At 48.6% G+C, this 26,303-nt stretch carries 20 protein-coding genes; 3 read left to right on the forward strand and 17 right to left on the reverse strand.

Annotation, left to right across the window (positions count from 1 at the left end):
• Positions 1-103: 103 nt before the first annotated feature.
• The gene (gene sucC / locus HWI92_RS23955; RefSeq protein WP_204659940.1) at positions 104-1,327 is read right to left on the reverse strand and encodes an ADP-forming succinate--CoA ligase subunit beta; all 1,224 of its coding nucleotides are present in this window, start codon (positions 1,325-1,327) and stop codon (positions 104-106) included.
• 87 nt (positions 1,328-1,414) lie between these two features.
• On the opposite strand from sucC, the gene HWI92_RS23960 reads away from it, so the two are divergent.
• Entirely contained in the window at positions 1,415-2,077 is a 663-nt protein-coding gene (locus tag HWI92_RS23960) for an ABC transporter ATP-binding protein (protein ID WP_204659941.1), read from the forward strand.
• Between the two features lie 82 nt (positions 2,078-2,159).
• On the opposite strand, the gene groL is transcribed toward HWI92_RS23960, so the two are convergent.
• Positions 2,160-3,791 (reverse strand): chaperonin GroEL, encoded by a 1,632-nt coding sequence (groL, locus tag HWI92_RS23965; RefSeq protein WP_204659942.1) that lies wholly within the window; start codon positions 3,789-3,791, stop codon positions 2,160-2,162.
• A gap of 58 nt (positions 3,792-3,849) precedes the next feature.
• On the reverse strand, positions 3,850-4,146 hold the full coding sequence (locus HWI92_RS23970; protein ID WP_204659943.1) for a co-chaperone GroES: 297 nt from the start codon (positions 4,144-4,146) through the stop codon (positions 3,850-3,852).
• Positions 4,147-4,383: 237 nt separating this feature from the next.
• Here HWI92_RS23970 and HWI92_RS23975 point away from each other — a divergent pair, with 237 nt between their 5' ends.
• Complete coding sequence (locus HWI92_RS23975; protein WP_204659944.1) at positions 4,384-5,091, forward strand: hypothetical protein; 708 nt, start codon at positions 4,384-4,386, stop codon at positions 5,089-5,091.
• Between the two features lie 63 nt (positions 5,092-5,154).
• On the opposite strand, the gene secG is transcribed toward HWI92_RS23975, so the two are convergent.
• The 6 genes from secG to tamL all read right to left on the reverse strand — a co-directional run bounded on the left by secG (position 5,155) and on the right by tamL (position 12,218).
• Positions 5,155-5,526: a preprotein translocase subunit SecG gene (gene secG / locus HWI92_RS23980; RefSeq protein WP_204659945.1), complete on the reverse strand. Its 372-nt coding sequence runs from the start codon at positions 5,524-5,526 to the stop codon at positions 5,155-5,157.
• Positions 5,527-5,576: 50 nt separating this feature from the next.
• Positions 5,577-6,233, reverse strand: a complete 657-nt coding sequence (locus HWI92_RS23985) for a DUF8458 domain-containing protein (RefSeq protein ID WP_204659946.1) — start codon at positions 6,231-6,233, stop codon at positions 5,577-5,579.
• A 53-nt stretch (positions 6,234-6,286) separates the two neighbouring features.
• On the reverse strand, positions 6,287-6,793 hold the full coding sequence (lptE, locus tag HWI92_RS23990) for an LPS assembly lipoprotein LptE (RefSeq protein ID WP_229248543.1): 507 nt from the start codon (positions 6,791-6,793) through the stop codon (positions 6,287-6,289).
• A 4-nt stretch (positions 6,794-6,797) separates the two neighbouring features.
• A complete protein-coding gene (locus HWI92_RS23995; RefSeq protein ID WP_204659947.1) occupies positions 6,798-8,093 on the reverse strand; it encodes a sigma-54 interaction domain-containing protein in 1,296 nt (431 codons plus the stop codon).
• 79 nt (positions 8,094-8,172) lie between these two features.
• Positions 8,173-9,615, reverse strand: a complete 1,443-nt coding sequence (gene miaB / locus HWI92_RS24000; RefSeq protein ID WP_204659948.1) for a tRNA (N6-isopentenyl adenosine(37)-C2)-methylthiotransferase MiaB — start codon at positions 9,613-9,615, stop codon at positions 8,173-8,175.
• 140 nt (positions 9,616-9,755) lie between these two features.
• Positions 9,756-12,218: a translocation and assembly module lipoprotein TamL gene (gene tamL / locus HWI92_RS24005; RefSeq protein ID WP_229248545.1), complete on the reverse strand. Its 2,463-nt coding sequence runs from the start codon at positions 12,216-12,218 to the stop codon at positions 9,756-9,758.
• On the opposite strand from tamL, the gene HWI92_RS24010 reads away from it, so the two are divergent.
• Positions 12,218-12,973: a TrmH family RNA methyltransferase gene (locus HWI92_RS24010; protein ID WP_204659949.1), complete on the forward strand. Its 756-nt coding sequence runs from the start codon at positions 12,218-12,220 to the stop codon at positions 12,971-12,973. The two genes, tamL and HWI92_RS24010, sit on opposite strands and share 1 nt — an antisense overlap.
• Positions 12,974-12,975: 2 nt before the next feature.
• Here the strand turns inward: HWI92_RS24010 and HWI92_RS24015 are convergent, their stop codons facing one another.
• From HWI92_RS24015 to HWI92_RS24050, 8 genes are all read right to left on the reverse strand, one after another.
• Complete coding sequence (locus tag HWI92_RS24015; RefSeq protein ID WP_229248547.1) at positions 12,976-13,755, reverse strand: queuosine precursor transporter; 780 nt, start codon at positions 13,753-13,755, stop codon at positions 12,976-12,978.
• Between the two features lie 45 nt (positions 13,756-13,800).
• Positions 13,801-15,045, reverse strand: a complete 1,245-nt coding sequence (locus HWI92_RS24020) for a pyridoxal phosphate-dependent aminotransferase (protein WP_204659950.1) — start codon at positions 15,043-15,045, stop codon at positions 13,801-13,803.
• Positions 15,046-15,164: 119 nt separating this feature from the next.
• Positions 15,165-15,338 carry a hypothetical protein gene (locus HWI92_RS24025; protein WP_204659951.1) on the reverse strand — a complete coding sequence of 58 codons (174 nt, stop codon included), beginning with the start codon at positions 15,336-15,338 and terminating at the stop codon, positions 15,165-15,167.
• A 75-nt stretch (positions 15,339-15,413) separates the two neighbouring features.
• Positions 15,414-16,319: a BT_3987 domain-containing protein gene (locus HWI92_RS24030; protein ID WP_204659952.1), complete on the reverse strand. Its 906-nt coding sequence runs from the start codon at positions 16,317-16,319 to the stop codon at positions 15,414-15,416.
• 10 nt (positions 16,320-16,329) lie between these two features.
• Positions 16,330-17,904: a SusD/RagB family nutrient-binding outer membrane lipoprotein gene (locus tag HWI92_RS24035; RefSeq protein WP_204659953.1), complete on the reverse strand. Its 1,575-nt coding sequence runs from the start codon at positions 17,902-17,904 to the stop codon at positions 16,330-16,332.
• Between the two features lie 10 nt (positions 17,905-17,914).
• Complete coding sequence (locus HWI92_RS24040; RefSeq protein WP_204659954.1) at positions 17,915-21,070, reverse strand: SusC/RagA family TonB-linked outer membrane protein; 3,156 nt, start codon at positions 21,068-21,070, stop codon at positions 17,915-17,917.
• Between the two features lie 233 nt (positions 21,071-21,303).
• Positions 21,304-22,740 carry a SusD/RagB family nutrient-binding outer membrane lipoprotein gene (locus tag HWI92_RS24045; protein ID WP_204659955.1) on the reverse strand — a complete coding sequence of 479 codons (1,437 nt, stop codon included), beginning with the start codon at positions 22,738-22,740 and terminating at the stop codon, positions 21,304-21,306.
• Positions 22,741-22,745: 5 nt separating this feature from the next.
• Complete coding sequence (locus tag HWI92_RS24050; protein WP_229248557.1) at positions 22,746-26,039, reverse strand: SusC/RagA family TonB-linked outer membrane protein; 3,294 nt, start codon at positions 26,037-26,039, stop codon at positions 22,746-22,748.
• Positions 26,040-26,303: the final 264 nt, after the last annotated feature.

A 26,303-nucleotide genomic window follows, 5' to 3' on the forward strand; every position in this document is an offset into this window, starting at 1 on the left:
AAGTAACGGGGGGTTTGTACGAACCCGAAGTTACTGTTAACAGCCTGTTTTACAACACAAAAGGCGGCCGGAGGCCGCCTTTATAATATATTTCTAATCCGGGTTAAACGCCCAGTCCCGAGAGTACTTCGGATACTTTGGCCGCTGCTTCCTTGAACTCAATCGCTGAATAAACCTTTAAGCCCGACTCATTAATGATCCGTGCGCCTTCCTCAGCATTGGTACCCTGCAGACGAACAATGATCGGTACAGGAATTTCTCCGATGGCTTTGTAAGCTTCCACAACACCAGCAGCAACACGGTCACAGCGCACGATACCCCCGAAAATGTTGATCAGGATTGCTTTTACATTCGGATCTTTCAGGATAATGCGGAAACCGGCTTCAACCGTACGTGCATTGGCGCCGCCGCCCACGTCCAGGAAGTTGGCGGGCTCACCACCCGACAGCTTGATCAAATCCATGGTAGCCATGGCAAGACCTGCGCCGTTAACCATACAGCCCACGTTACCGTCCAGCTTCACATAGTTCAGGTTGTTGGCTCCTGCTTCTACTTCCAATGGATCTTCCTCATTGGTGTCACGCATTTCGGCCAGTTCAGGGTGGCGGTACAATGCGTTGTCATCCAGGTCCACCTTCGCATCCACAGCAAGTATTTTATTGTCGGATGTTTTTAAAACCGGGTTGATCTCGAACATTGAGGAGTCACTTTCCACATAAGCCTTGTAAAGGGAAGAAATGAATTTCACCATTTCTTTGAATGCATCTCCTTCAAGACCCAGAGCAAAGGCTACTTTACGCGCCTGGAAAGGCTGCAGACCTACTTTGGGGTCGATCCACTCCTTCATGATTTTGTCCGGCGTGTGCTCGGCTACTTCTTCAATGTCCATACCGCCTTCAGTACTTGCCATGATCACATTGCAGTTACGTGCACGGTCGAGCAGGATAGACAGGTAATATTCTTTTGGCTCGCTTGGGCCCGGATAATATACGTCTTCGGCAATCAGAACCTTATTTACTCTTTTTCCCTCAGGACCGGTCTGGTGGGTAACCAGCACCTTACCCAGAATATTTTTTGAAATCGTACGTACGTCTTCAACAGATTTGGCAAGTGCCACACCGCGTTGGTCTGTCCCTGTAATTCTGCCTTTACCGCGGCCGCCGGCATGTATCTGGGATTTTACAACATACCATTTGGTGCCGGTTTGCTCGCTCAGCTCACGCGCAACTTCAACAGCCTTATCGGGAGTGTCGGCTACGATCCCTTCCTGAATACGCACACCGTATTTTTTGAGGACGCTTTTGCCTTGATATTCGTGAATATTCATGAGTATAAAAGTAAATTGGTATTTTCGAGGCAAATTAAGGAATTAATAAAAACGGGCGAATCTTTTGCTCAATTATCTTTTCTCTTCATGCATTTACTCCAGGCCAGCGGAATCAGGCGAAAATATGGCTCTTTGCAGGTTTTAAAGGGCATTGACCTGGATGTTGCGCAAGGCGAGGTGGTGGCGATTGTGGGTGCATCCGGTGCCGGAAAAAGTACTTTCCTGCACATTCTCGGAACCCTCGACAGACCTGAGGAAGGTCATGTTTTTATAGAAAATACAAATGTTTTCACGCAGAAAGACAAAGATCTTGCACGGTTCCGCAATGAGAAAATCGGCTTTATCTTTCAGTTTCATAACCTTCTTGCTGAATTTACTGCGCTTGAAAATGCCTGTATGCCCGGGTATATCCATGGAAACATGCCGGAACGTGAAATCCTGAAGCGCGGGAAGGAGTTGCTGGACCTGCTGGGGCTTGCTCACCGGATGAATCACCTGCCGTCGCAGCTTTCCGGCGGAGAGCAGCAGCGGGTAGCCGTAGCCAGAGCTTTGCTCAACAAACCGTCCATTGTACTGGCCGACGAGCCGAGCGGTAACCTGGATTCCCAAAATGCCGTGGAACTGCATCAGCTGTTTTTCAGGCTCCGGAATGAAACCGGACAAACGTTCGTGATTGTAACCCACAACGAAGATCTGGCCGGGATGGCTGACAGGCGCCTGGTCATGCAGGACGGACTTATGCTTTCCTGATTTCTCTTTTTACATTAAAACATAAAGGCCTTCCGGAAGTATCCGGAAGGCCTTTTATATATATCCGAAGAACGGAGGATGATTACATCATGCCACCCATTCCGCCGCCGTGATTGTGGCCACCTGCTGCGGGAGCTTCTTCCGGCTCGTCAGCAATCACACATTCTGTTGTCAGCAACAGACCTGCGATAGATGCTGCATTTTCAAGCGCCAGACGGGATACTTTCTTAGGGTCAATGATACCCGCTTCAAGAAGATCCTGGTAGGTGTTGTCTTTCGCGTTGTAACCGAAAGCACCTGTACCGTCTTTTACTTTATTGATCACAACTGAAGGCTCGCCACCTGCATTGGAAACGATTGTTCTCAAAGGAGCTTCAAGCGCCATGCGGATGATATTGATACCGGTTGTTTCGTCTTCGTTGCTTCCTTTCAGATCTTCAAGAGCAGCAGTTGCACGGATGTAAGCTACACCACCACCTGCAACGATACCTTCTTCAACCGCTGCACGGGTTGCATGCAATGCATCATCAACACGGTCTTTTTTCTCTTTCATTTCAACTTCTGTTGCAGCACCGATATAAAGGATCGCTACACCGCCGGAAAGCTTGGCAAGACGCTCCTGCAGTTTTTCACGGTCGTAGTCAGAAGTAGTGTTTTCAATCTGCGATTTGATCTGGTTAACACGGCCGCTGATTTCTTCAGGAGATCCGCTGCCATTTACGATCGTTGTGTTATCCTTGTCGATAATCACTTTTTCAGCAGTACCCAGGTATTCCAGAGTAGCATTCTCCAGTTTGTATCCCTGCTCTTCGCTGATGACAGTTCCGCCGGTAACTTTGGCGATATCTTCCAGCATGGCTTTACGACGGTCACCGAAGCCCGGAGCTTTTACAGCTGCCACTTTCAATGCACCGCGGATTTTGTTCACTACCAATGTAGCAAGTGCTTCTCCGTCAACATCTTCTGCAAGGATAAGCAGCGGACGGCCGGTTTGAGCAACTGCTTCCAGTACAGGAAGAAGCTCTTTCATGGAAGATACTTTCTTCTCAGAGATCAGGATGAACGGACGTTCCAGTTCCGCTTCCATTTTCTCAGTGTTGGTTACAAAGTATGGAGACAGGTAACCACGGTCGAACTGCATACCTTCCACAGTTTTTACTTCTGTTTCGGTTCCGCGCGCTTCTTCCACGGTGATTACACCTTCTTTACCTACTTTCTCCATCGCCTCAGCAATCATGTTACCGATTTCTTCGTCGTGGTTAGCGGAGATGGTAGCAACCTGAGCGATTTCTCTTGAAGTAGAGATATTTTTTTTCTGTGATTCCAGATCTTTTGTGATCGCTGAAACCGCTTTGTCGATACCGCGTTTCAGGTCCATCGGGTTAGCACCGGCAGCAACGTTTTTCACACCGATAGAATAGATCGCCTGTGCCAATACAGTTGCAGTAGTAGTACCATCACCAGCTGAATCAGCAGTTTTGGAAGCTACTTCTTTTACCAGCTGAGCACCCATATTTTCGATAGGGTCTTTCAGGTCAATTTCTTTGGCAACAGTTACACCATCTTTGGTGATGCTTGGAGAACCGAACTTTTTGTCGATAACAACATTGCGGCCACGTGGTCCCAATGTTACTTTCACCGCGTCAGCCAGTGTATCCACACCGCGTTTTACCTTGTCGCGTGCTTCTGTGTCAAAAAATATTTTCTTAGACATAACAATTAATAATTTGAGATAACTTTAAGAGAAACTATAATGAAAAATGTCAGACAGATTAACCAATAATGGCGTAAATGTCTGATTCGCGCATGATCAGGACGTCTTTGCCTTCATATGCCAGTTCAGTGCCTGAGTACTTGCCATACAATACAGTATCACCTACTTTCACAGTAAGCGGCTCATCCTTTTTACCCGGACCAACAGCCAGTACGGTACCGCGCTGAGGTTTTTCCTTTGCAGTATCAGGGATAATGATACCAAATGCAGTTTTTTCTTCGGCTGGGGCTGGTTCAACAAGAACGCGATCAGCCAGAGGTTGTACGTTCACTTGAATTTCTGCTAAAGTTGACATAAATATTAAACGTTTGTTTTTTTGAGTTGTCAGTAATTGATTGACTAGCTTCCCGACAGCACAATCTGTGCCAATGTTCCGGTGTCTGACATTTTTTCCGGCGGGTGTGACATTATTGTACGTAACCCGTCAGGAGTATGATTTTCCAGGCACGAGTGTGACAGTAAAAGTATAACTTTTGCTTATCAGATATTGATTTTTTAAATTATATCGACACTAAACCGGGAGATAATCACTATGACAACACTGAATAATGACTGGCTGACGGATGGGCTTCTTGATTTTGAGTATAAGAAATATGTGCCTATGGCTTATTTCCAGCATGTTGAGGGGCAGTTTTCCCGTGACATGCTGCATCCCTGCCTGCCCGAGCTGCAATGGCATTTTGACTCCTGCATCCGTTTACGCAACAATAAGAGCAGCATTAAAACCTCCTTTCCCAGGAATGTAACAGGCATTGATCTTGTCCATCAGAAGCTGGAATATGAGGAAACACACCAGGATGATCCGTACCTGGAAGAAGTCAACTACATTCTGGACTATGCTATTCCTAAGTTTGCCGGCTCTGTAGCGAAAGGTAATGAGCGTTTTCATGAAATAGGGGAGCATGTGCGTATCTCGCCCGTGGGGATCATGCCGCTGCGGCTGGAAGAAGGCTACCTGCTGTTCCTGCACACTTTCCAGCCGTATGTCAGCGTGTTTGAGTACCAGCTCGCGCTCTACAATGAAATGCGGGAGCGGTACCTCAAGACCCGCTTTGTTGAAACCCTGCGCATTGGTATTGCCAGGACCGTTTCGCAGGTGAAGCTGGAACTGACAAAGAAAAACAAGGCCTTGCCCAATCCTGCTACTTATGTGGTAGAATCCAAATATGCTTATCCGCTGCATGAAGCGCTGCTTCCCGTAGCCAAAAAGCTGATGCTGCAGGAAATATCGGTAGCTTAGCAAATAAAAAATCGCTCGCAGCAGAAGCCGCGAGCGATTTTTTATTTGTCTGATAACAGACTTTTATTTTTTGGTACTGTCTACAGGAGCAGGAGCAACCGGGTTGGTTGCTGATCCGTTCTGTGAAGGAGCGATATTGCCACCGGGAACGACCGTATTTTGTGCTTTCTGAACATTGACGCTGTTCACGCCGCCTTCACTCGCATTTCCGCCTACTACAATGTAGGAAGCCAGCGAGATCACGATCACAGTTGCCGCCAGGCCCCAGGTGATCTGTTCAAGAAGATCTGTTGTTTTCTTTACGCCAAACATCTGGGTAGTACCCGCACCGCTGAACTCACTGGACAAGCCGCCACCTTTGGAGTTCTGCACCAACACGACCAGAATCAACAATACTGCGATGATCGCGACCAAAATAATCAAACCCAGATACATGCCTTAATAATAATTGAATGATAGAATGAGTGAATGAGTGAATGGAATTTTTACTTCCGGTTGTTGTACAATTCACTCAGTTTTTTTGCAAAGTAATTCCTTTTTTCCGGTTTTTTCAAGATAAGCTTTTGGTAAACGTCAATGGCTTTTTCGATTTTGCCCTGCCGTACCAGGATTTTTGCAAATGCCTCGGTTTCAATGCTTGTCTCGCTTTCGCCGGCCAGTCGTCCGCTCAGGTCAAGTGTTACAGGTTCAAGATTGTTGTCCTGACGGATAATACGGGGATTTTTCTTCATAAATCCCTGGATGATCTGCTGCTGCAAACGCTGCTCTTCCGACTTCATCAACTGCGCACTGGCCAGCTCCTGATCCACCAGGCTGATCAGGATATCCTCGCCACTTTGCGGTACATCGTCGGCTATCTCAGCAGCGGGAGGCAATGCGATATTTTCCTCATACCTGTCCGTATCACCTTCTACCAATTGCTGCAGGGCAACCCGGCTCAATGCATACGCCGCTGCGCGCGGCCTTGTCTCTTCCAGCTTTTCCGTCCCGGCTATACTCGATGCCTTTGCCAGCAGCGAATAGGAAATCTGGCAGTAAGGAAAAGCCTTGATAGTGGCTTCCAGCTGCGGGATCAGCTCGGCACCGATGGCCGAAGGGCGCTTCACCAACTTACTGAACAACTCTTTTTCTATCACAGACATACGATTCTATTTAACCAAAACGGGCGATGAAATTAGCAAAAAGAATGCTGCTTCTACCAGTCGGCGGCGGATTTGTTAAAAATCTGCTGCACCAGGTTCTCGCGGATGGTGGGGAGAAGCCGGGCCTCATTCTGGTTGAGTGTCTGATCCTGAGGGAAGTCTGCGTAATACGTGAATGACTGGTCAAAGTTTTTTGTCTCGTCTTTTGCGTTGGTAAAACGCACCTGTACTGTCACGTTCAAACGGTTCAGGCCTGCCTGATCATTGGCAGTCGGAGCGGCCGCGAGTACGTCATATCCCGTGATGGAGCCTTCCAGTACCAGGTCGCCACCACCCGGCTGGCTTTTCAGACTTGTATTGCGCTGGAAATATTCTTTCAGATCTTCCGTAATGCGCTGGGGCAGGTCAGCAGGCCCGCCGGCAGTTCCTGTCGTGAAGTTCAGGACCGAAAACGTCTTGATGTCGGGACTGAGGTTGGTACCGGTAAAAGAGTACACGCCGCAGCCGGATATAAACATGCCGCTGCAAAGGAAAAAAAGCGTAAACGCCCACTTCTTCATAATGCTATTCCTCAATGTCGTATTGCTTGATTTTCCTGTATAACGTCCGCTCGGAAATGCCCAATGCATTGGCGGCATACTTTCGTTTGTTGTTGTTCTTGCGCAGTGCCTTGATAATCATTTCTTTTTCCTTGTCTTCCAGAGAAAGGGACTCTTCCTCAGCGGATACGTGTACCACGTCTTCAATTTCACTGCGTTCGTCGGAGTACCTGTCCAGATCTACCGTTCGAGCCGGCGGGGGAGAGAGGAGGCGAGCGGGTTCCAGGGCAGGTGTGGTAATCACGGGCTCTGCATTGTTGAGCGAGCTGAAAAGCTCCTGGTGATCTTTCAGGATATCACCTCCGTATTTTTCATTTTCAAGTACATCCCGAACAAGCTTTTTCAGCTCGGTCATATCGCGCCGCATATCGAACAATACCTTGTAAAGCAATTCTCTCTCGGAAAAGGAGCTTGCCTGCTCATCGCCTCCGCGCACTGCTACCAGTCCCCTCCGGCCCGCAGGCTGTACCGGGTTCAGGTAGGTGTTCAAGGTATCCATAGAAATGGGCAGCTCTTTGTCCGTTTCGAGAATGGTAATCTGTTCTGCTATGTTTTTCAGCTGGCGGATGTTGCCGGGAAATGTATATTCCATGAGCAGGTCACGGGCCTCATTGTCGAGCCGGACGGGCTTGGTGCGGTACCTTTCTGAAAAGTCATTGGTAAATTTCCTGAAAAGCAGCAGGATGTCCTCGCCTCTTTCCCGGAGGGGTGGCACATAAATGGGCACCGTGTTGAGGCGGTAATAAAGATCTTCCCGGAATTTTCCGTGGTTCACTGCATCCAGCAGGTTCACGTTGGTAGCAGCCACTACCCGCACGTTGGTTTTGAGTACCTTGGATGAGCCAACCCGGATATACTCGCCATTTTCGAGCACGCGCAGCAGCCGGGCCTGGGTACCCAGCGGCATTTCACCTACCTCATCCAGGAATATGGTACCTCCGTTTGTTGTTTCAAAATAGCCCTTCCTAGCATCCAGAGCGCCTGTGAATGAACCTTTCTCATGGCCAAACAGCTCTGAGTCAATTGTTCCCTCAGGGATTGCGCCGCAGTTGATCGCTATAAAAGGACCATGCTTGCGGGAGCTGATACTATGGATGATCTTGGAAAATGATTCCTTTCCGCTTCCGCTTTCGCCCGTAATCAGGACGGTAAGGTCCGTACCGGCTACCTGCACTGCAACATTAATGGCGTGGTTCAGTCCGGGAGAATTCCCAATGATCCCGAAACGGTTTTTTATGGATTGTATTTCAGATGAATTCATGTAAAAGCTCCAAGCTCCCGGCAGTTGCCGGGAGCTTTTTTACAGATGATAAATAGCATTTTCTGGAAGCGGCATACGCTCAGGCCAGTACTGGTTCTTCCTGAACAACGCGCCCAAGCAGCGTAGCCGCCGTACATTCGGTGATCAGCACGTCTACGTACTCACCTTTTTTGAAATTTTCACGTGGGAAAACGACCACCTTGTTCTGGTCGCTCCTGCCTGAAAGATCCGCCTCCGATTTCTTGGACGCCCCTTCCACCAGTACCCGCTGCACGGTGCCCACCAGCCGCTGGTTGCGTTCCAGGGAAATGCGCCGCTGTACTTCAATCATTTCGGATAATCTCCGGCTTTTTACACTTTCCGGAATGTCATCCGCAAATTTCTTTGCGGCCAGGGTACCGGGTCGTTCCGAGTAGGAAAACATATAGCCGAAATCAAAACGGACAAATTCAAGCAGGCTTAAAGAATCCTGATGTTCTGCCTCCGTTTCGGTACAAAAACCCGAAATCATGTCGTGTGAAATTCCGCAGTTCTCACCCAGGATATTCCTGATTGCATTGATCCGTCCTATGTACCATTCCCGGTCGTAGGTGCGGTTCATGAGTTCGAGCACCCGGCTGTTGCCGCTCTGGGCGGGCAGATGGATGTATTTGCAGATATTGTCGTATCTCTTCATGGTGTACAGCACCTCGTCGGTAATATCCTTGGGATGCGAGGTACTGAACCTGACACGCAGGTCGGGGCTGACGCGGGCTACCATTTCCAGCAGCTGCGCGAAGTTGATCGTTCCCGACTCAGACTGCCATTTGTAGCTGTCCACATTCTGGCCCAGCAGTGTTACCTCCCGGTATCCTTCTGCAAAAAGACCATTGGCCTCCCTGATAATTGAAAAAGCGTCACGGCTCCGCTCACGGCCGCGGGTAAATGGCACCACACAGAAGCTGCACATGTTGTCACAGCCGCGCATAATGGAAATAAATGCTGTCACGCCATTGGAATTAAGACGGATGGGTGAAATGTCAGCATAGGTTTCTTCGCGCGACAGGAACACATTCACGCCTTTTTGTCCCGTTTCTGCTTCCTCGACAAGCCGGGGGAGATCGCGGTACGCATCAGGGCCGGTCACAATGTCCACGACCTTTTCTTCTTCAAGAAGGTTGGCTTTCAGGCGCTCAGCCATGCAGCCCAGTACGCCGATCAATGCGCCGGGGTTCCTTTTTTTAACAAAACTGAGTTGTTTAAGCCGGTTTCTGACGCGCTGCTCTGCATTGTCGCGGATGGCACAGGTATTCAGGAAAATCAGGTCGGCAGTATTTACGTCCGATGTGGTTACAAAGCCTGCATCCCGCATCACCGAAGCGACGATCTCGCTGTCGGCAAAGTTCATCTGGCAACCATAACTCTCAATAAAAAGCTTCTTTTTGCCTACGCCAGGCTCATTTTCGGTGATGTGCACCGTTTCGCAGGCTTCCTTATCCGCCTCGCTCAGAATCTTCAGGGAATTGGCAACTTTGTGGTCCATAGAGGAATGACTATTCACTTGTTACAAGGAAAGTAACAGCCTGCATGCGGCAGACTTTCACTTTTTCAAAGATTACAAAGATAGCAAGATTTGGTAAAAACTGACAAACTGTCAGCATGGCCTGCGCCTTTTTCGTGTTACTAGAAAGGATAGCCTACCCCCAGGTTAACATTCAGGAAGTTGGACTGTGACCTTCTGAAAAGACGGTTGAGTTCCAGCTCGTCGAGGACGAAACGCTGTAATGACGGATCGTACACTTTTACGCCGAAATCAAAACGAAGAATGAAAAACGAAAGGTCGTAGCGTAGTCCAAACCCGGTACCTACTGCAATTTCGCGCAGGAACTTGCCCGCTTCCAGCTTTTGTGACTCCGTGGACGACCTGCTCAGGTTCCATACATTTCCTGCATCAATGAAAAAGGCATAATTGATATCCCCGAAAAACTTCGCCAGAAATCCCCTCCATTCCAGGTTGCCTTCCAGCAGAAACTCACTGGGCGATTCTATGGACAGGTTATTGGGCGTCAGCCGCGGCGGGGACGAACCGGGACCCAGGCGCCGGGGCAGCCAGGCCCGCAAGCTGCTCGACCCTCCTGCAAAAAAGTACTTTTCATAAGGCGGTACCTTGCTGTCGCCGTAGCTGTAAATCGCCCCTGTATTGGCACGGGCCACAAAGGCCGACCGCTTGCCCGAAGGCCAGTAGCGGCGGTAATCTACGTTCCAGCGCAGGTATTTATAAAATTGCAGGTCACCAAAAATGTTTTTGATCAGCTGTTCCTGTTTTGGGATCACATTCAGCGTAGTCCCGCCTGATTCAAAAGCCACCCGCAGGTACCGCGCATTCCGCTGCGGTCCGATCAGCGCATTGGTATTATACACAAAGTTGACATTGATATCCGATACAAATGATTTCTGAAAGCTGTTGATCAGGTTGTTACCCTGTAATTGCAGGCTTTCGAGCAGGCTTTGAAAATCCTGGCGGATATTCTGCGTATTGAGAATGTTGAGATCCATCAGCGATACATTAAACAGCGTATGAATGGTAGGCTGCCACGAATAGGTCATCGCCATTTTTACGTTGGTACGGGTATACTCAGGCCGGTTGACATAGTTGTAACCCAGTCCTACCTGCGTGCGCGGATTGTAGCCGGCGGTTTGTTTTTGCAGGATACTGGCAGGTGTAAGCAGCCGCGGAAAAATAAGAGAGGTATTCAGGGCGATCTCTTCGCTCCGGTATATCTGCTGGTTTCCCAGAAAACCGGGTACCAGCTCGATCCCGCCACGCAGGTTTGCTTCAAAGTTTTCGAGGCCATTGAAAACATTCCGGATCTTGTACGAAAAGTTGGCAAACGGGCCGGGCGCACCCTGTAACTGAATTACATTGAGTCCAAGATCCGTCGAGATCTGGTACTTTTCAAGGGGAATAACCCTGAAATAGCTGTTAACACCCTTGCCCGAAGAATCGAGCGTGTAGTTATAATTCACAAACCGGAACTGATCCGTGAGGGAAAGCTGCTGCTGGCTGTCGCGCTCTTTCTTCTGGCTGTAAATTGCGCCCGGACGCACCTGGATTTTGCTGTCGAGAATGCGGGTGGCGAAATGTTTATCCGTGAAAATATAATGAATGCCCTGGTGAAAGGTCGTATCCTTTCGAAAAGTGGAGTCCATCTGTCCGGCAGAGGGGAGCACTTCAAAATGTACGGAGTTGATCCTGTACCGCAGCGGTCTGCCGGGCTGGTCGGGCACATTGACCCGCACCTGCACATCCACCGATTTGAAGAGGCTGTCGGTTAGCGGATTGCGGATCGTATCGTTGACGAGGTATGAAATATTCTGCCGCGTAAAGCCCAGGTAGCCCTCATTCCGCAGCAATGTTTCCAGCCTGATCCGCTCTTCTTCAAAGGCATCGCCGTCATAACGCCGGCGACCGACAAGTACGGCATCCTTTGTATTGGCCCTGACAATGCTGTCAGCCAGCACATTGCGGATCTGGTATTGAATATCCCTGATCATGGTCGGCTTTCGCTCGGCTACCAGGTACGTCACCCTGATCCGGTTAAAAATCGTATCGGGTTTGTAGTCCACAGAAGCATTGAAAAAACCATTATTATACAGGTACTTCTGCATTTTTTCGGCATTCTGCTTTACCTCCGAAGAGTCGAAGTAGACCGGAACTTCACCGAGTACGCGCATCCAGAAGTTGCCCTGATCTACACGAACCTGCGCTTTCTGAAGTTTTTTGGCATACTTGCGCTGTATCTTATCCAGTTTTCGGGGATTGTTTTCGTAAATGCGCGATTCTTTCTGATAATTTTGCGTAACCTCGATAAGCCTCCGCTGCTTTTCTTCCTTGTTGTAAAACAGCTCTCCAAAGCGGTAGAGGCCCACATACGGGAAAAACGGAAGTCCGAGAAAGCGGCGGTTAGGCCTTTGCGCAATCAGTGCGTCGAGCTCCGAGTTGCTGATAATGCGGTTACCTTTAAAGGAAGAGTTACCCAGATAGTAGCTTCTGGATTGGGATGCGGGCCTGGGAGCGCAGGAGGCCAGGCTTAGCAGGACCAGGATCAGAACCCAGCTATATGTAATCCTACAATTAACTTTCAATGCTGTCAAAAAATCGTATCAAGTATATCAACTCGCTTAAAGTCAAGAAGTACCGGCTTCTTCATGAGGCATTTGTGGTGGAAGGAGCCAAAAGTGTGCTTGAACTGCTGGGTTCAGACTATGAAGTCGAGCTTGTCCTGTGTACCCCTGAATTTCAGCAAAAATACGCAACTATTCTAACCCGCCACCAAAGTGTCACTGAAACGGTGACTGCAAAAGAGCTGGAAGTGCTCGGGTCATTTCAGACGAATGATTCGTGCCTGGCTGTTGCTAAAACGAAGCCGAATGCGTTTTTGTCTCCCTCAGAAGCTGAATATATACTTGCACTGGACGATGTGCGCGATCCCGGAAACCTCGGTACCATCATCCGCGTGGCCGACTGGTACGGCATCCGCAAGATCGTTTGTTCAAATGATACTACGGATTTTTACAATCCCAAAGTCATAGCAGCAAGCAAAGGCTCATTTACGCGCATCCATATTTTCTATACGGACCTGGCGGATTATTTAGGTAAAACAATGGCGAAATCACAGCTGGTAGGGGCATTTCTGGGAGGTACTTCGCTGTACGAATTTCGTTTTGCAGGCGAAGGCGGCTGCATTGTTATGGGCAATGAATCAAACGGGATCGGGGAGGAAGTTGAAAAGCTCATTACAGACCGTGTGACCATTCCGAGGTTCGGGGATGCGGAGTCGCTCAATGTAGGCATTGCTACGGCCGTAATGCTCGACAACCTGCGTCGACAGCTGGGCTGAGCCTACTCGTGGGCCGCCCGGTGCGAAAGTTCCTCGGCGTATTCTTTGCCCAGGTATTTGTCAATAAAATAATGCGCAACGTAAAGCAGCGGCGTCATCAGGATGGCTACACATCCTTTATACAGGTAGTTGATGGTACCGACAGAGAAAATCTGGTTTAAATTCCAGTTTCCAAAAACATAAAAGGCAATGGTAATCACCACGAAGCTGTCAATGAGCTGGGAAAACATGGTGGAGCCGGTAGCCCGCAGCCAGATGTACCGGCTGCCTGTTTTTCTTCTCAGCCACGAAAATACAAGCACATCCAGCAATTGTCCGAGCAGGAACGCAACGATTGATCCGATCATGATCCCCAATCCCTGGTTGAAGATTTTTGAAAATGCATCATTGATGTTGAACACATTACCTGCTTTGTCGGTATTGTTCAAATCGAGCCAGAACTGGGCCGGGGGCAGCTGGGTAGCTACAAAAATCGTGATGAAAGTGTAGGCAATAAAGCAGGCAGTGAGGTAAGAAATGCGTTTCACGCCCTTGTGTCCGAAGTATTCATTGATGATATCAGACGTGAGGAATACTACCGGCCAGTTGACTACACCTGCTGTCATATTGAAATCAAGGCGCTGACCGCCGATCAGCAGCTGTGCCGGGGGGATACCGAGTAAGGCTTCAAGTGAAAAGATTTTTCCACCTATGATCTCGGCAATCAATGCATTGGTAAGAAAAATGCCGCATAGAACCAGGAATAAACGCTGTCTTTTGGCTTCCTGAACGGAACTTCCCACAGTTGTCATCAATAATCAGCAAATAAGGACTGGCAAGTTAAATTTTCAGGCGATCACATCTTCAATGGTTCTGGACGAGAGTACCCGGCGGGTTTCCAGGAAGTATTCAAGCTTGTCCATCGCCTGGTTGAGCTCGTCTACAGTGGGCAGGAAAACAATACGGAAGTGATCATCGGACACGTAGTTGAAGCCAGTACCCGCCACCACCAGCACCTTCTGGTCACTGAGGAGGTCGTATACAAACTTTTCATCGTTTTTGAGTCCGAATTTCTTCATATCAATTTTCGGGAAAACATACAATGCACCTTTGGGTTTTACACAGGAAACACCCGGAATGGATGTAAGTCTTTCATAAACAAGGTTCATCTGCTTATAAAGCCGGCCTGAGGGAGCTACCAGTTCTTTGATGCTCTGGTATCCGCCCAATGCAGTCTGGATTGCATATTGTGTCGGCACATTTGCACAAAGGCGCATGCTGGCAAGCAGCAGCAGACCTTCGGTATACGATTTTGCTTTTTGTTTGGCCCCGCTGAGGATCATCCAGCCGCCACGGAAGCCGGCTGAGCGATAGTTTTTGGACAGGCCTCCGTATGTCACACAAAGTGTATCGTGCACAATGGAACCCATGGGATGATGTACAGCCCCGTCAAACAGGATCTTGTCGTAGATTTCGTCAGAAAATATAATGAGGCCGTGCTCTTCGGCAATCCTGGCCATGCGGGTAAGGACTTCTTTGTCGTACACCGCGCCGGTAGGATTGTTCGGATTGATCAGCACAATACCCTTGGTGCGGGAGGTGATTTTGCTTTCAAGATCGGCCAGATCGGGATTCCAGTCGGATTGCTCGTCGCACAGGTAATGCACGGGCTTGCCGCCGCTGAGCGCGATGGATGCAGTCCAGAGCGGGTAGTCGGGTGATGGTACCAGAATTTCGTCTCCCGGATTCAGCAATGCCTGCATGGAAAGCAGGATCAGTTCACTGACACCGTTTCCGATAAAAATATCATTGATCTCTACTTCCTGGATTCCTACCGTTTGCGTGTAGTGCATGACAGCCTTGCGCGCCGCAAACAGCCCCCTCGAATCAGAATATCCCTGTGCATTGCGGATATTCATGATGATGTCGTGAACAATTTCGTCGGGGGAATCAAAACCAAAAGGCGCCGGGTTCCCGATATTGAGATTATGGATCTTGTAACCCATACTTTCGAGTTCCAGTGCTTTCTGGTAGGTAGCTCCGCGAATCTCGTATTTGAGATTGTTCAGGCGTTCGCTTTTGAGAAATTCCATTGTTTCAGAGATTGAGCAATTTTCTCAAAAATAATGAAATAAATGACCTGAGGCTATGCTGCCTGCAAAACCCGTTTTCATTTTCACATGCGGGCTTTGTTTTTAGCCGTCGTGATCCGCTATCTTTTCAATTTCGCCAGGTCGTACAGCAGCACTGCTGCCAGTGCCAGGAAGATCACGTACAGGTAGGGGCTGATTTCCCAATGCTGGGTATAAAACAATCCGATCACGAACAACATGCCCGCAAGCATGACCATCAGCATGATCCTGGATATCGTCGTGTAAGTTTTCATGCTTCAATGTAACAAAAGCCGGTCATTTGACCGGCTTTTGTTATTCATCTGGTATGGTAATGTAAATGGCAGTTCCTATTCCCTTACCAAAATCTCCTCCGTCACGCGCCAGCCATTGGCCCCCATATACCCGTATCTCAGGTAAAAAGTTTTGGTTGCCGGATCGTAGGTGTTGTTGGCCTTGGCAGCATTGGGCCATGCCGGCGCGTAGGGAGCAGGCAGCGCGGTATCAAACTGCGTGTAAGCTCCGCCGGCAGCTCCTGCGGATGGCTTGATGGTAACCTTGTTGGTAGTTGGATTGACCGTTACATCGGCAAAGTAGCCTGATCCGCCCAGGTCACCCAGCTCGATTTTCACGGTTGTTGGTGAAACGGTTACTACCTCCTTTTCTCTATCGACAGCCCTCGAAGCAGTCGGGTGATATACATATCCCGTAGCTTTATAGGTGGCATCGTAGATGTTCTTCGCTTTTACAGCCAGCAGAATCGTCCCGAAATTACCACTGATGGTGCCGGTTGAAACAGATTTGATTTGAATCGGCAGCACGTAGCTTTTTGCAAAATCAAACTTGGATGGTTTCAGCTTGATGAGCACCTCGGCAGTACGTTTTCCTTTGGGGATTACGACGGATGCCGGTAACGTGTACAGATCAGGCGTGATTGCATCAAATTCTTCCTCCTGCTCCGTGTTGTACTGCGTTACTGCCGCCGTATCCACGCCCAATGTTACAGTAATGTCCTCAGGGGCAACATGTGCGCCCGAGTAGCTTACAGTAATGGGATAATCCGCTTCTTCGGCCAGGTCAAATGACTGGGAGTAGAGGGAATAAGTACTGCCGGAAGGTGATACAAAGCTGGACGGATTTTTAAATTCAACCACGTTGGTCGACTTGTCCGGGTCCAGGGTAATATCGTCTTTGAGGCAGGATGTTACGGCCATACCAAAGAGAAGCAGGCCAGCTATTTTTATTGAACAGTTCATATTAAATTTTTCAGTTAGGATCCCAGAAGATCAAATCAGTAAATGGGTTAATCACTCTGTAATTTCCAGCATTGTACGACTGCTCGGAAGTTGGATAGAGAATTCTGGAAGGGAGCTTGTCAGCACGGGTTGAGGTCGACAGCAGGGACGCGATGTTGTGATAGCCATCACCGTTTGGTTGTGTAACCGGGTAGCCTGTTCTTCTGAATTCATTGTAGCCTTCTTCCGAATTGATCATGTTCACGGCAATCCATTTTTGCGTAATGATTGCTTCCAGGCGCTGGGCCGGAGTGGTGGCCAGCTTGATATTAACCAGGTATTTATCATCATTTTCGGCTTTATACGCTACTACGTCTGCGGCTACATTCTTTCCTGCTGCCACCACATTGGTCACATCTTTGTACAGGTAAGTAAATGATGCAGCAATCCCGGCGTCGAAACTGGCCGCATAGTCACCGGTGATAAAACCTTTCAGTCTTGCTTCTGCCTGTAAAAACTGGGCTTCGGCAAGCAGCATAAGCACTTGTCCCTGGCTTGGTCCTTTGAGGATACCCAATGCATTGCTGATGCTCGACGAGCTGCTGTACTCTCCGGTATACCAGCTTGAATAGTTGGTCACAATCGTAGGGGCATCTACTTCGTTGCCGAGCTGGTTTACGGGTGTGCCGGTATCAAAGTTTACAAAAGTCACAGCTCCGCGCCATTCATCCGTCAGCTTCTGGCCGCCGTAAAAACCATACGCAAATTCGGTCGGAAGGCGTGAAGAATTGGCAAGGGTACCGGTTGACTGATAACCCCATGTATTCCAGAGTGGGTTTGGCTTGTCTTTCACATACCCGGGATTAACAATCGCATCATCAGTGATAAAGCCCAGGGTTTTGTCCAGCGCAGCAAACTTGGTTGTCACAAAGGATGAAAGTGCCGGTACCCCGGAGATGCGGATCAGGATGCGCAGCTTCACAGTGTTGGCAAATTTTTTCCATTGCGTCATGTCGCCTTTGAACATCGGATCGGAAGAAGAGTTCAGCGCAGTAGGGAATTCAGCCGCATCAATCAGTGCGATGGCTGCATCCAGCTTGGTAACCAGATCCTGGTAAATTGTCGCGGCATCATCATACTTGGGTGTCAGGTTTGCATTGTTCTGCAAAGCTTCGGTATAAGGCACGTCGCCGAATGCATCCACAAGCTTCTGGAAGTTGTAAGCGACCATGATGTTTGCAGCTGCATTGGCATAAGCCTGCGTATCATCACCCTCAGTCTGATCAATCACATATTTGTAATCATTCAGGTTGTCATATGCACTCACCCAAAGTGCATTGTAATTGTCAGGGATCAGCTGGTAATTGAACAAGTTACCAAATCCCGAAAATCCGCCCGCATTGGCCATATAGCCTCCAAAATGCGAACCATAACTGTTATACTGGCTCGTTACCGATGCCGTCCCCGTGATGGCAGCAGGCAATACCAGCAGCGGCTGCACGCTGGTGGCCTGGTTGGGGTTGGTATTGATATCGAGATAATCACTACAAGACGACAGGACTGTGACCAACAGTGCCAGCATCCAACCGATGTTATATCTTTTCATTGATATTGAATTAGAATGTTAGAGATAATGTGCCCCCGAAGTAACGTGCAGGCGGTGTTTGTCCAAGACTGGTAAAACCTACCGCATTGCTGTCTGAACCCAGTGCGCTATACTCAGGATCTGTATAAAGGTTTGATTTAGGAGCCCATATAAAGAGGTTTCTTCCCTGAACGCTGATGCTGGCACCTTTGATAAACTTTGTCTGGTTCAGCAGTCCGGCAGGCAGATCGTAGGCGAGTGAGGCTTCGCGCAATTTCCAGAAGCCCGCAGAGTTCGTGTAGTTTTGACCAATGTTGGTATTTCTGGTACCGTCTGTCCAGAAATCGGCACCTCCGCTTCTTACAGCAATGTTGGTATTTTCCACGTACTCACCCTCTGCATTCAGGTAAGAAGAATTTGGAATTACAAAACGATCCCTGTTGTACCAGCCCGTACGAACACCGGCACCCGAGAAGTCATATCCTCCTGAAACGGAATTGAAGATGTAATGTCCGTTACGGTATTCAAACAGCAGGCTCAGTCTCACCTTTTTCAAAGTCACTGTTCCGTTCAAACCCAGAATGTGCGGTGGATTGGTGATGCCCACATCATGGAACGTACCATTGGTAGCCGGATAACCTGTTTTTGCATCTACAATAATTCTTCCCTGCGGATCGCGGTTATAATCAGTAACCTGAAGAAGCGGGAAAGGAGAGCCCACTTTTGCAATTACTTTGGCGGCCGAGCCGGAAGAACCAACACTCAGCTCATTGGATTGTGCAGACAGGGAAAGCACTTTGTTCTGGTTGTAGGTATAATTGGCACCCAGCTGTACCTGCAGTCCATACGCCGTTTTGATCGGAGTAATGTGCAATGTTGCCTCAATCCCTTTGTTTTGCACCTCACCGATGTTTGTTCTCAAGGAACTGAAACCCGTAGAGCTTGGAATCAAAACTGTAATGGTCTGGTCAATCGTGTTGGTTTTGTAGTAGGTAATACCACCACCAATACTCCACGGACGGAATTCAAAATCAATACCGCCTTCGATTCCCTTCGTGATCTCTGGTTTCAGGTTGGCTGATACCAGCGTATTGTCCAGCACAAAACCTGCTCCGCTTGTGTAAGGGTAACCAAAAGCCTGCGAAAATGTACTGCTGAGTGAGTAAGCACCCAGGTTGCTCAAAGGGATAGGTCCGAAAGCCGCATTGTTGCCCAGGTTCACTTGTCCCACCTGCGAGTAACCTGCACGCAGTTTCAAGCTTTCCAGGAATGCAGAGTTGGAAAGTGCAGGAATCGCGTCGCTGGCAATAAAAGAAATGTCTGCGGAAGGATAGAAGAACGAACGGTTTTCTTTCGCAAGGATCGAGCGCCAGTCATTTCTTGCTGTAACGTGCAGATAAAGCAGTTCTTTGAAACCCAGGCGGGCTTCTCCGTAAACCCCGATCTGCCGGGCTTTGTAGTTGCTTTCATTGGCCTGCGGTGGGTTGAGGCTGTTTCCAATATTGTAAAGCCCGTCAATCACAAGACCATTTGCAGTCACCCCGATCGCCTTTGTTGCATTCTCACGAACCGTAGTTCCCAGCGCAACATTCAGGTTGAAGGATGGACTCAGGTTGGTTTTGAATTCGGCCAGGAAGTCATTCACAAATTGCGTGGTATAACCTGCATAGTCCACGACCAAGCCCGCAATATCCGTCTTGGAGCTACCGGAAATGCTTTTGGTATAATCTGAATAAACGAATTTGCCTGTATGCACTTTACCCGACAAATTACGTCCGCTCATTCCTACGCGGTAAGTGAATGTCAATGGAGTGATCGGGTTCCACTTCAATTCCATATTTCCCTGCAGGTAGTCGTTTCGCTGCACCCAGTGGTTATTTGCCAGCGTGAAGTAAGGATTCTGATAGTATTCGTTGAAATATCCGTTAGGATTTGCAAACGGATTGTTCTGCCAGTCTTCATATTTCGTCACATCCACCTGGCCGGGCGACATCAGCAGGTTTTCATAAGCATTTGCAGTCTGGCTGCTCTGGTCGGTGCGGCCTGCGATGAAGTTGGTGTTAAAAGATGCCGTCAGGTTTTTGTAAATGTGACGAACAATGTTGGCACGCACACTGTACCTTTTGTACTTGTCGTAAGGAACCGTTGATTTCTGATCAAAATACTGCGCCGACAGGTAGAATGTACCTTTATCATCACCTGATGTCACGCTCAGGTCGGTTTGGTTGGCTACGCCTGTGTTCCAGAAGTCTTCCCGGAAGTTCTTGGTAGAGTAGGGTACCGACTGGATAGAACCATCCTGAATCGGTTTACCGATATTGACGATTGATCCGTCAAATGCCGGGCCATACTGCTGGTTTTCGTAAGGTGTATACGAAGGAACATCATCCGGCGTAGTACCCGATCCGAAACCATTCTGAAGCTGGGGCAGGAAGCTTACTTTTTCCAAAGTTGTTGTATTGGAAACACGGAACTGGGTTATACCCGACTTTCCTTTTTTAGTAGTGACGATCAATGCGCCATTGGAAGCATCGGAACCATACAATGCAGCCGCACCGGCACCATTCAGCACCTGGATGTCTTCAATATCTTCCGGGTTCAGGTTACCGAGGATATCATTGGTGGATATGATATTGTCAATCACAACCAGCGCCTGGTTGTTACCTGTCAGTGAGCGGTTTCCGCGAAGTACGAGACGGTAATTCGGATTCACCCCGCTGCTTACACCCATCACGAGCAAACCCGGTACCCGTCCTGCAAGGCTGGCTGCAACGCTGATCGGCTTACCCTGCACAATGTCCTGTGCTTTCACCGTAGTCGACTGGTTACCGAGCTCACGTCGCTGTGCCGTGAGACCTCCCGCCGTGATCACCACCTCATTCAGCGCAAGTTCATCGAGGGTCATCGCCACTTCCATAGTGCCCGATTCGGGTACCTTGACCTCCTGTAACAAAAAGCCGACAAATGAGAACACCAGGTTTTGTCCCGTGCGGGCATTGATGCTGAATTCCCCTTTTTCGTTCGTGAGCGTTCCGGAGCTGGTACCGGCAACCCTGACCGTCACTCCCGGTAGCATGGAGCCGTCTTCTTTGGATGTAACCTTTCCGGTTACTTCGCGGCTTTGGGCGCGTACCTGCATGCATAGCAAGAGCAGGCCGCCCAAAAAGGGCAGTAAAATTTTCCTCATTAAATTGGTTAGGTTTGTTATTGTTACTTACTTCTTGTAAAAATAAATATTGCTTTGACAAATGCAAGTAAACTTCTGTTAATCTGCCTTCGCATGTTACAAATACTTGGAAGATTACAATATATGCCAGATGAAAAAGTGGTGAAAGCGCGAACTGACAAAACATACTGATATAAAACAAAAGCGGCGGGATATGACCCCGCCGCTTTTGTTTTATATTGAAATGGTTCAGATCAGAACTTGTCCCACCATAGCTTGGTAGTAGCAAGGTCTCCACCAATGGCCGTTGCAGCTGCTGCACGGTTTGCGCCGTTCAGGGTTTGCTCAATGATCGGGTAAATCATACGTACGGGGATCACCAGACCAGGCTGAACGTTTCCGCCCGAAGGTGGCGACAGTTTCGGATAATCAAGTCTTCTCCATTCCACCCATGACTCCCAGCCTCTGTTGTAAAGTGCGAGCCACTTCTGAAAACCGATTTTTTCTTTCCAGTTGGCCGATGCGGTTGCATAAGCCACTTTAGGTTGCGCCAGGTAAACCGCAGCTTCCTCAGGTTTTCCACCCCAGTAAGTAATGGAAGCTGTCACCGCTTTGTTGTAGTGTTCCGCTGCCGATCCGGTGATAAAACCTCTTTCCACAGCTTCGGCAAGCAGGAATTCCACTTCGGAATAATCCAAAAGCAATCCTTCGAAAGCAGGGTCAATGATTTTCTCACTGATGTGCGAGAAGCTCGAATATGTGTTCAGGAACCCGTACTGTCCGCCTACGTAAACGCTGTCTTTTTTTGTGAAGTAGAAAGGTCTTCTCGGATCTTTCAGATCGTTCATCGGGTTCACGATCGTTGCAGATGGTACAAAGTCCTGACGGCTGGTATACAACGAGTTCAGGTTTTGCGCGATCGGGTTGTAGTTTGGCGGCGTCGAAATGTAGGGGAAGGCTGCTTTGTCTGCGTTGCTGGTGAATACTTTCGGAGCTGCTTCTGCCACCATCGTTTTTGCTTTTGCAGGATCGCTGTCGGCAATGATCATCGCCAGTTTCAGCTTCAGCGAGTTACCGAATTTTTTCCATTCCGCGATATTTCCTTTGTAAAGCAGGTCACCGCCTTCAAATGGAGTTCCATTGGCCTCAAGCTTTGGAAGCGCAGCATCCAGGCGGGCAAGGATCGCATCATATACCGTTTTTGCATCATCATACTTAGGCAACGGGTTTTCCGGATTCATGGATTCTGAATAAGGAATATCACCGAAAGTATTGACCAATGCAGCCCACGTCATCACCTCCACGATCTCAATCTGTGCAAGCTGCACATCCTTGGTACCCTGGCCAAGGAAAGCGTCTTCATTGATGAGTCTTCTTGCCTCATTCAAATCAGAAATTACGCCTTTATACAATCCGCGCCAGAATGATTCCGGGATAATACGGGCAGTTACGTTGTAGCGTGGCTCATCCAGATAAGTGGTGGTAGTCCACTGCTGGGTGTAGAGCCTGTAGTTGTTTACATTGACGTTCGGAGTCGTAAGCGTATCCGCCAGACCTTTCAATGCATTGGAGAACAAAGTCACGGGTGGAACCTTCGACGGGCGCTTGGTATCCACATTGTAATCTTCAAGGCTGTCGACACAGGCCGTCAGCAACAGGAAGGGAAGAAAGAGAATGATTAATTTTTTCATATTGCTTAGAAACGGAATTTAACATTAAAACCATAGTTTCTCACAGCCGGGTAAGCACCGCTTTGGTATCCGCCCGCACCATTCAGCAAACCTGAACCCAGACCTTCTTCAGGATCCTGAAATTCCATGTTTTTGTGAATGATCCAAAGGTTACGACCAATTGCTGAAATGTCGATCTCTTTGAATGCGCGCAGTTTGCTTACAATGGCACGTGGAAGTGCAAAGGTCAGCGCAACTTCTCTCAATTTGATGTAGCTGGCATCGTAGATGTACATCGCTCTTGGCGGGTTGCCAGGGTATCCGTAGGCAGTAGCACCATTACCGTCTACGTTCGCAGCACGAATCGTATTCGGAGTTCCGTCAGCTTGTACACCCGGGAACAGCACACCGCCCTGGTTTGGAGCATCACCGATTTTCTTGCCGTCTTTGTCGTACAAGTAAACCGGGTTTCTCTTAGGATTGCCAAGTTCGTTGAGGCCTGCAGTGATCGGATAAAGACCTGTTCCTTCTCCATACCACTGGTCAAGTGACCATACATTACCGCCGTGACGTATATCAAGCAGGAAGCTCAATGACAATGTTTTGTATTTGAACGAGTTCGAAAGACCCGCGATCCAATCAGGGTTCGGGTTACCGATAATTTCCGACGAGCTTGCTGTAGCGGCATACAAACCGTTAGATCTTACCACTTTCTGACCTGTTCCTTCATGATACACGAAGTTTGTTCCGCGGATAATACCGAAAGGCTGTCCTTTGGCTGCGTTAGTGGAAACACCACCCTGAAGACTGGCAATCGTAACGTTTGTCACCTCCTGATCCCCTGAGCCGTACAGGCTGATCACCTTGTTACGGTTTCTTGAGAAGTTTACGTTCACCGTCCATGAGAAGTCCTGCACTCTGATCGGCGTCACATACGCGGAGATTTCAATACCCTTGTTCTGTACTTCACCCGAGTTTACATAACGGAAGGCGTAACCAGTTGCTGCGGTAATGGATACCGGAAGGATCTGATCAAGTGTAGAAGAACGGTAGTAAGTGAAGTTCAAACCTACGCGGTCATTCAGGAATGCACTTTCAAGACCGAATTCGTAGTTCTTCGTTCTTTCAGGTCTCAGGTCAGGGTTGTTCTTTGTGTTTCTCAGTGTAAAATAAGGGATGCTGCCAAGTCCGGTTGGTTTGTCATACACGTCAATGGTACTGCCCCAGGGTGCATCATTACCAACTTCTGCGTAGTTGGCGCTCAGCTTGGCCATGGTAAGCCAGCGCTGGCTCTTCATGGCTTCCAGGTTTGAAAGGTTGAAGTTCGCACCGATCGCAGGATAGAAATAAGTGTTGTTACCCTTGCTGAGCGTAGTCGATTTATCCTGACGCGCGGTCAGGTCAAGGTTTACGAGGTCTTTATAACCAAATGACGCCTGAGCGTAAAGACCGTCCACACCGATTCTTCTGTAAGTTTCAGTGGGAGATTCGATCGGGTTGGCCGAGTTGGTCAGTGAATACAGACCTGGTACTACCATACCACCATTGGTTTGCGCGCGGATCGAGGTTTCTTTCGAGCGGCGCATGCTTCCACCTGCCAAACCTGAGAAGTTGATGTCTTTGGTAATCGCTTTGCGGAAATTGAAGATTACGTCCAGGTTGGTTTCATTGAAACCTCTGTTGTAACGCTTGTATTCAGCCGGATCTGCGCTGCCGAAAGCAATGCGCTCTTCCTGCATATCCTGCGTGCCGTTATAGGCAAACCGGGTAGTAAGGTCAACCCATGGTGCGATTTTGTAAACTGCCGCAGCATAGCCGAAGAAGTTGTCGCGGGTGTCGTTAGAGTAGTTTTCGTAACGCGAGAAATACGGGTTTTCTGAGTAAATCGGTCCGTTTTGATCAAATGGAGCCGTAGGATCTCCCCAGTTCCAGGTAACATTCTGGCGGTTTCTGAAATAAGCATCTTTTTGTTCAAGGATATCCACGTTAGTCTGGAACCACTGTCTGAACTGCTGGTTCGGGTTTTTACCGTCATAACCTGTTCCGTAGCGGCCAAGTCCTTTTACCTGTGAATAGTTCGCATTGGCAGACACGGTCAATTTCTTGGTCAGGTCGAAAGACGCTGAGAAGTTGAACAGGTTTTTACCGAGCTTGGAGTTTGGCAAAACACCTTTTTCATCATTACGGGTATAACCGATCTTGAATGTCGTGTTTTCACCACCGCCCAGGATGCTTACGCTCTGGTTGGAAGTGACAGCCGTTTCAAAGAATGCGTTCGGGCCGTTCTTAGCAGCAACCCATGGGGTCATTTTACCGAAAGTAGGAGACGTAGGGTCCAGTGAATTCCATTGGTACACCATTCTGGACGGATCGAATTTCGCACCGAAAGAAGCATCCGCATCGAATACGGCGATATCACCTTCGCCTGAGCCAAGGTTACCCTTGTAGAACTGATCTTTCGCGCCGTCGCCGCCGTAACCTGCACCATATTCATTCTGGTATTTCACGTAAGTGCTCTTGTCAATTTTACCCCACGTAACACCGCTGTTCACAGTTACGTCGAAGCTGTTTTTACGGCCTTGTTTGGTAGTTACCAGAATAACACCGTTTGAAGCGCGTGAACCGTAAAGCGCAGTTGCAGCAGCACCTTTCAATACGTTGATGGAAGCAATGTTGTCCGGGTTGATATCCGAAGCAGCATTACCATAATCCGTTCCGGCGCGGCCTGTCTGTTGATCGGAAGAGTTGGTGTTGGCATTGGTAACAGGTACACCGTCAATTACCCACAAAGCCTGGTTGTTACCGGTAATGGATTTATAACCACGGATGATCGCGCTGGTCGATCCACCCATGTTGTTGTTTGTTTTAATGTCCAAACCGGCAATTTTACCTGCCAGGGCGTTCATTACGTTCGGGTTACGAGCCTGTGTGATCTGCTCGGCATTCACCTGTTGGGCAGCGTAAACGAGCTCATTCCTTTTTCTTTCCTGACCCAAGGCAGTAACAACGACTTCCTGCAGCTGGCTTACATCATTTTTGAGCACGATATCAATGCTGGTCTGGCTGCCAACTGTGGCTTCGCTTGTCTGAAAACCGATGAAGCTGTAAACCAGTGTAGCTCCTGTCTCAGCGGGTATCGAATATTCACCCTGTGCATTGGTGGTAGTACCGCGAGTAGTACCTTTTAAAGAAATGTTCACACCCGGCAGAGTGGAACCGTCTTCCGCAGTGACCTTGCCCGTCACCGTGCGATTCTGAGCATACAACTGTGCGCTTAACAGCACCATGCAACTCAGTAAGAATGATAGAGTCTTCCTCATGCTTGATTAAAAGAGTTAGTTATCGTTATGTTAGCATAATGTTGCAAAATTAATTATTAGTTCAACCATTACAACCCGTGATTGCAAAATTTCAAAATTTCGTTTGGTCAAGTAGCTCTTTTCAACAAATTATATACTAGATGGGGTAGGTTTTTTGATAATTTTTCAATTTGAGGGATTTGTTAAAAGATCCGGGCTTGTTACGTGAATGTTAAGGATTGCTGCTCTTTATTGGCTTTTTTGTATCATTACAACCTAGTCCTT

The organism is Dyadobacter sandarakinus (genome assembly GCF_016894445.1).
In the GTDB taxonomy this organism is placed as follows: domain Bacteria; phylum Bacteroidota; class Bacteroidia; order Cytophagales; family Spirosomataceae; genus Dyadobacter; species Dyadobacter sandarakinus.

What these genes read in the sequence shown, in the direction of transcription:
- HWI92_RS24040 (WP_204659954.1), bottom strand. Translation starts at nt 21,070, where the DNA reads ATGAGGAAAATTTTACTGCCCTTTTTGGGCGGCCTGCTCTTGCTATGC.
- HWI92_RS23960 (WP_204659941.1), top strand. Translation starts at nt 1,415, where the DNA reads ATGCATTTACTCCAGGCCAGCGGAATCAGGCGAAAATATGGCTCTTTG.
- sucC (WP_204659940.1), bottom strand. Translation starts at nt 1,327, where the DNA reads ATGAATATTCACGAATATCAAGGCAAAAGCGTCCTCAAAAAATACGGT.
- secG (WP_204659945.1), bottom strand. Translation starts at nt 5,526, where the DNA reads ATGTATCTGGGTTTGATTATTTTGGTCGCGATCATCGCAGTATTGTTG.
- HWI92_RS24025 (WP_204659951.1), bottom strand. Translation starts at nt 15,338, where the DNA reads ATGAAAACTTACACGACGATATCCAGGATCATGCTGATGGTCATGCTT.
- HWI92_RS24010 (WP_204659949.1), top strand. Translation starts at nt 12,218, where the DNA reads ATGCTGTCAAAAAATCGTATCAAGTATATCAACTCGCTTAAAGTCAAG.
- HWI92_RS24035 (WP_204659953.1), bottom strand. Translation starts at nt 17,904, where the DNA reads ATGAAAAGATATAACATCGGTTGGATGCTGGCACTGTTGGTCACAGTC.
- HWI92_RS23970 (WP_204659943.1), bottom strand. Translation starts at nt 4,146, where the DNA reads ATGTCAACTTTAGCAGAAATTCAAGTGAACGTACAACCTCTGGCTGAT.
- groL (WP_204659942.1), bottom strand. Translation starts at nt 3,791, where the DNA reads ATGTCTAAGAAAATATTTTTTGACACAGAAGCACGCGACAAGGTAAAA.
- lptE (WP_229248543.1), bottom strand. Translation starts at nt 6,793, where the DNA reads ATGAAGAAGTGGGCGTTTACGCTTTTTTTCCTTTGCAGCGGCATGTTT.
- HWI92_RS24045 (WP_204659955.1), bottom strand. Translation starts at nt 22,740, where the DNA reads ATGAAAAAATTAATCATTCTCTTTCTTCCCTTCCTGTTGCTGACGGCC.
- miaB (WP_204659948.1), bottom strand. Translation starts at nt 9,615, where the DNA reads ATGGACCACAAAGTTGCCAATTCCCTGAAGATTCTGAGCGAGGCGGAT.
- HWI92_RS24020 (WP_204659950.1), bottom strand. Translation starts at nt 15,045, where the DNA reads ATGGAATTTCTCAAAAGCGAACGCCTGAACAATCTCAAATACGAGATT.
- HWI92_RS24030 (WP_204659952.1), bottom strand. Translation starts at nt 16,319, where the DNA reads ATGAACTGTTCAATAAAAATAGCTGGCCTGCTTCTCTTTGGTATGGCC.
- HWI92_RS24050 (WP_229248557.1), bottom strand. Translation starts at nt 26,039, where the DNA reads ATGAGGAAGACTCTATCATTCTTACTGAGTTGCATGGTGCTGTTAAGC.
- HWI92_RS23995 (WP_204659947.1), bottom strand. Translation starts at nt 8,093, where the DNA reads ATGAATTCATCTGAAATACAATCCATAAAAAACCGTTTCGGGATCATT.
- HWI92_RS23975 (WP_204659944.1), top strand. Translation starts at nt 4,384, where the DNA reads ATGACAACACTGAATAATGACTGGCTGACGGATGGGCTTCTTGATTTT.
- HWI92_RS23985 (WP_204659946.1), bottom strand. Translation starts at nt 6,233, where the DNA reads ATGTCTGTGATAGAAAAAGAGTTGTTCAGTAAGTTGGTGAAGCGCCCT.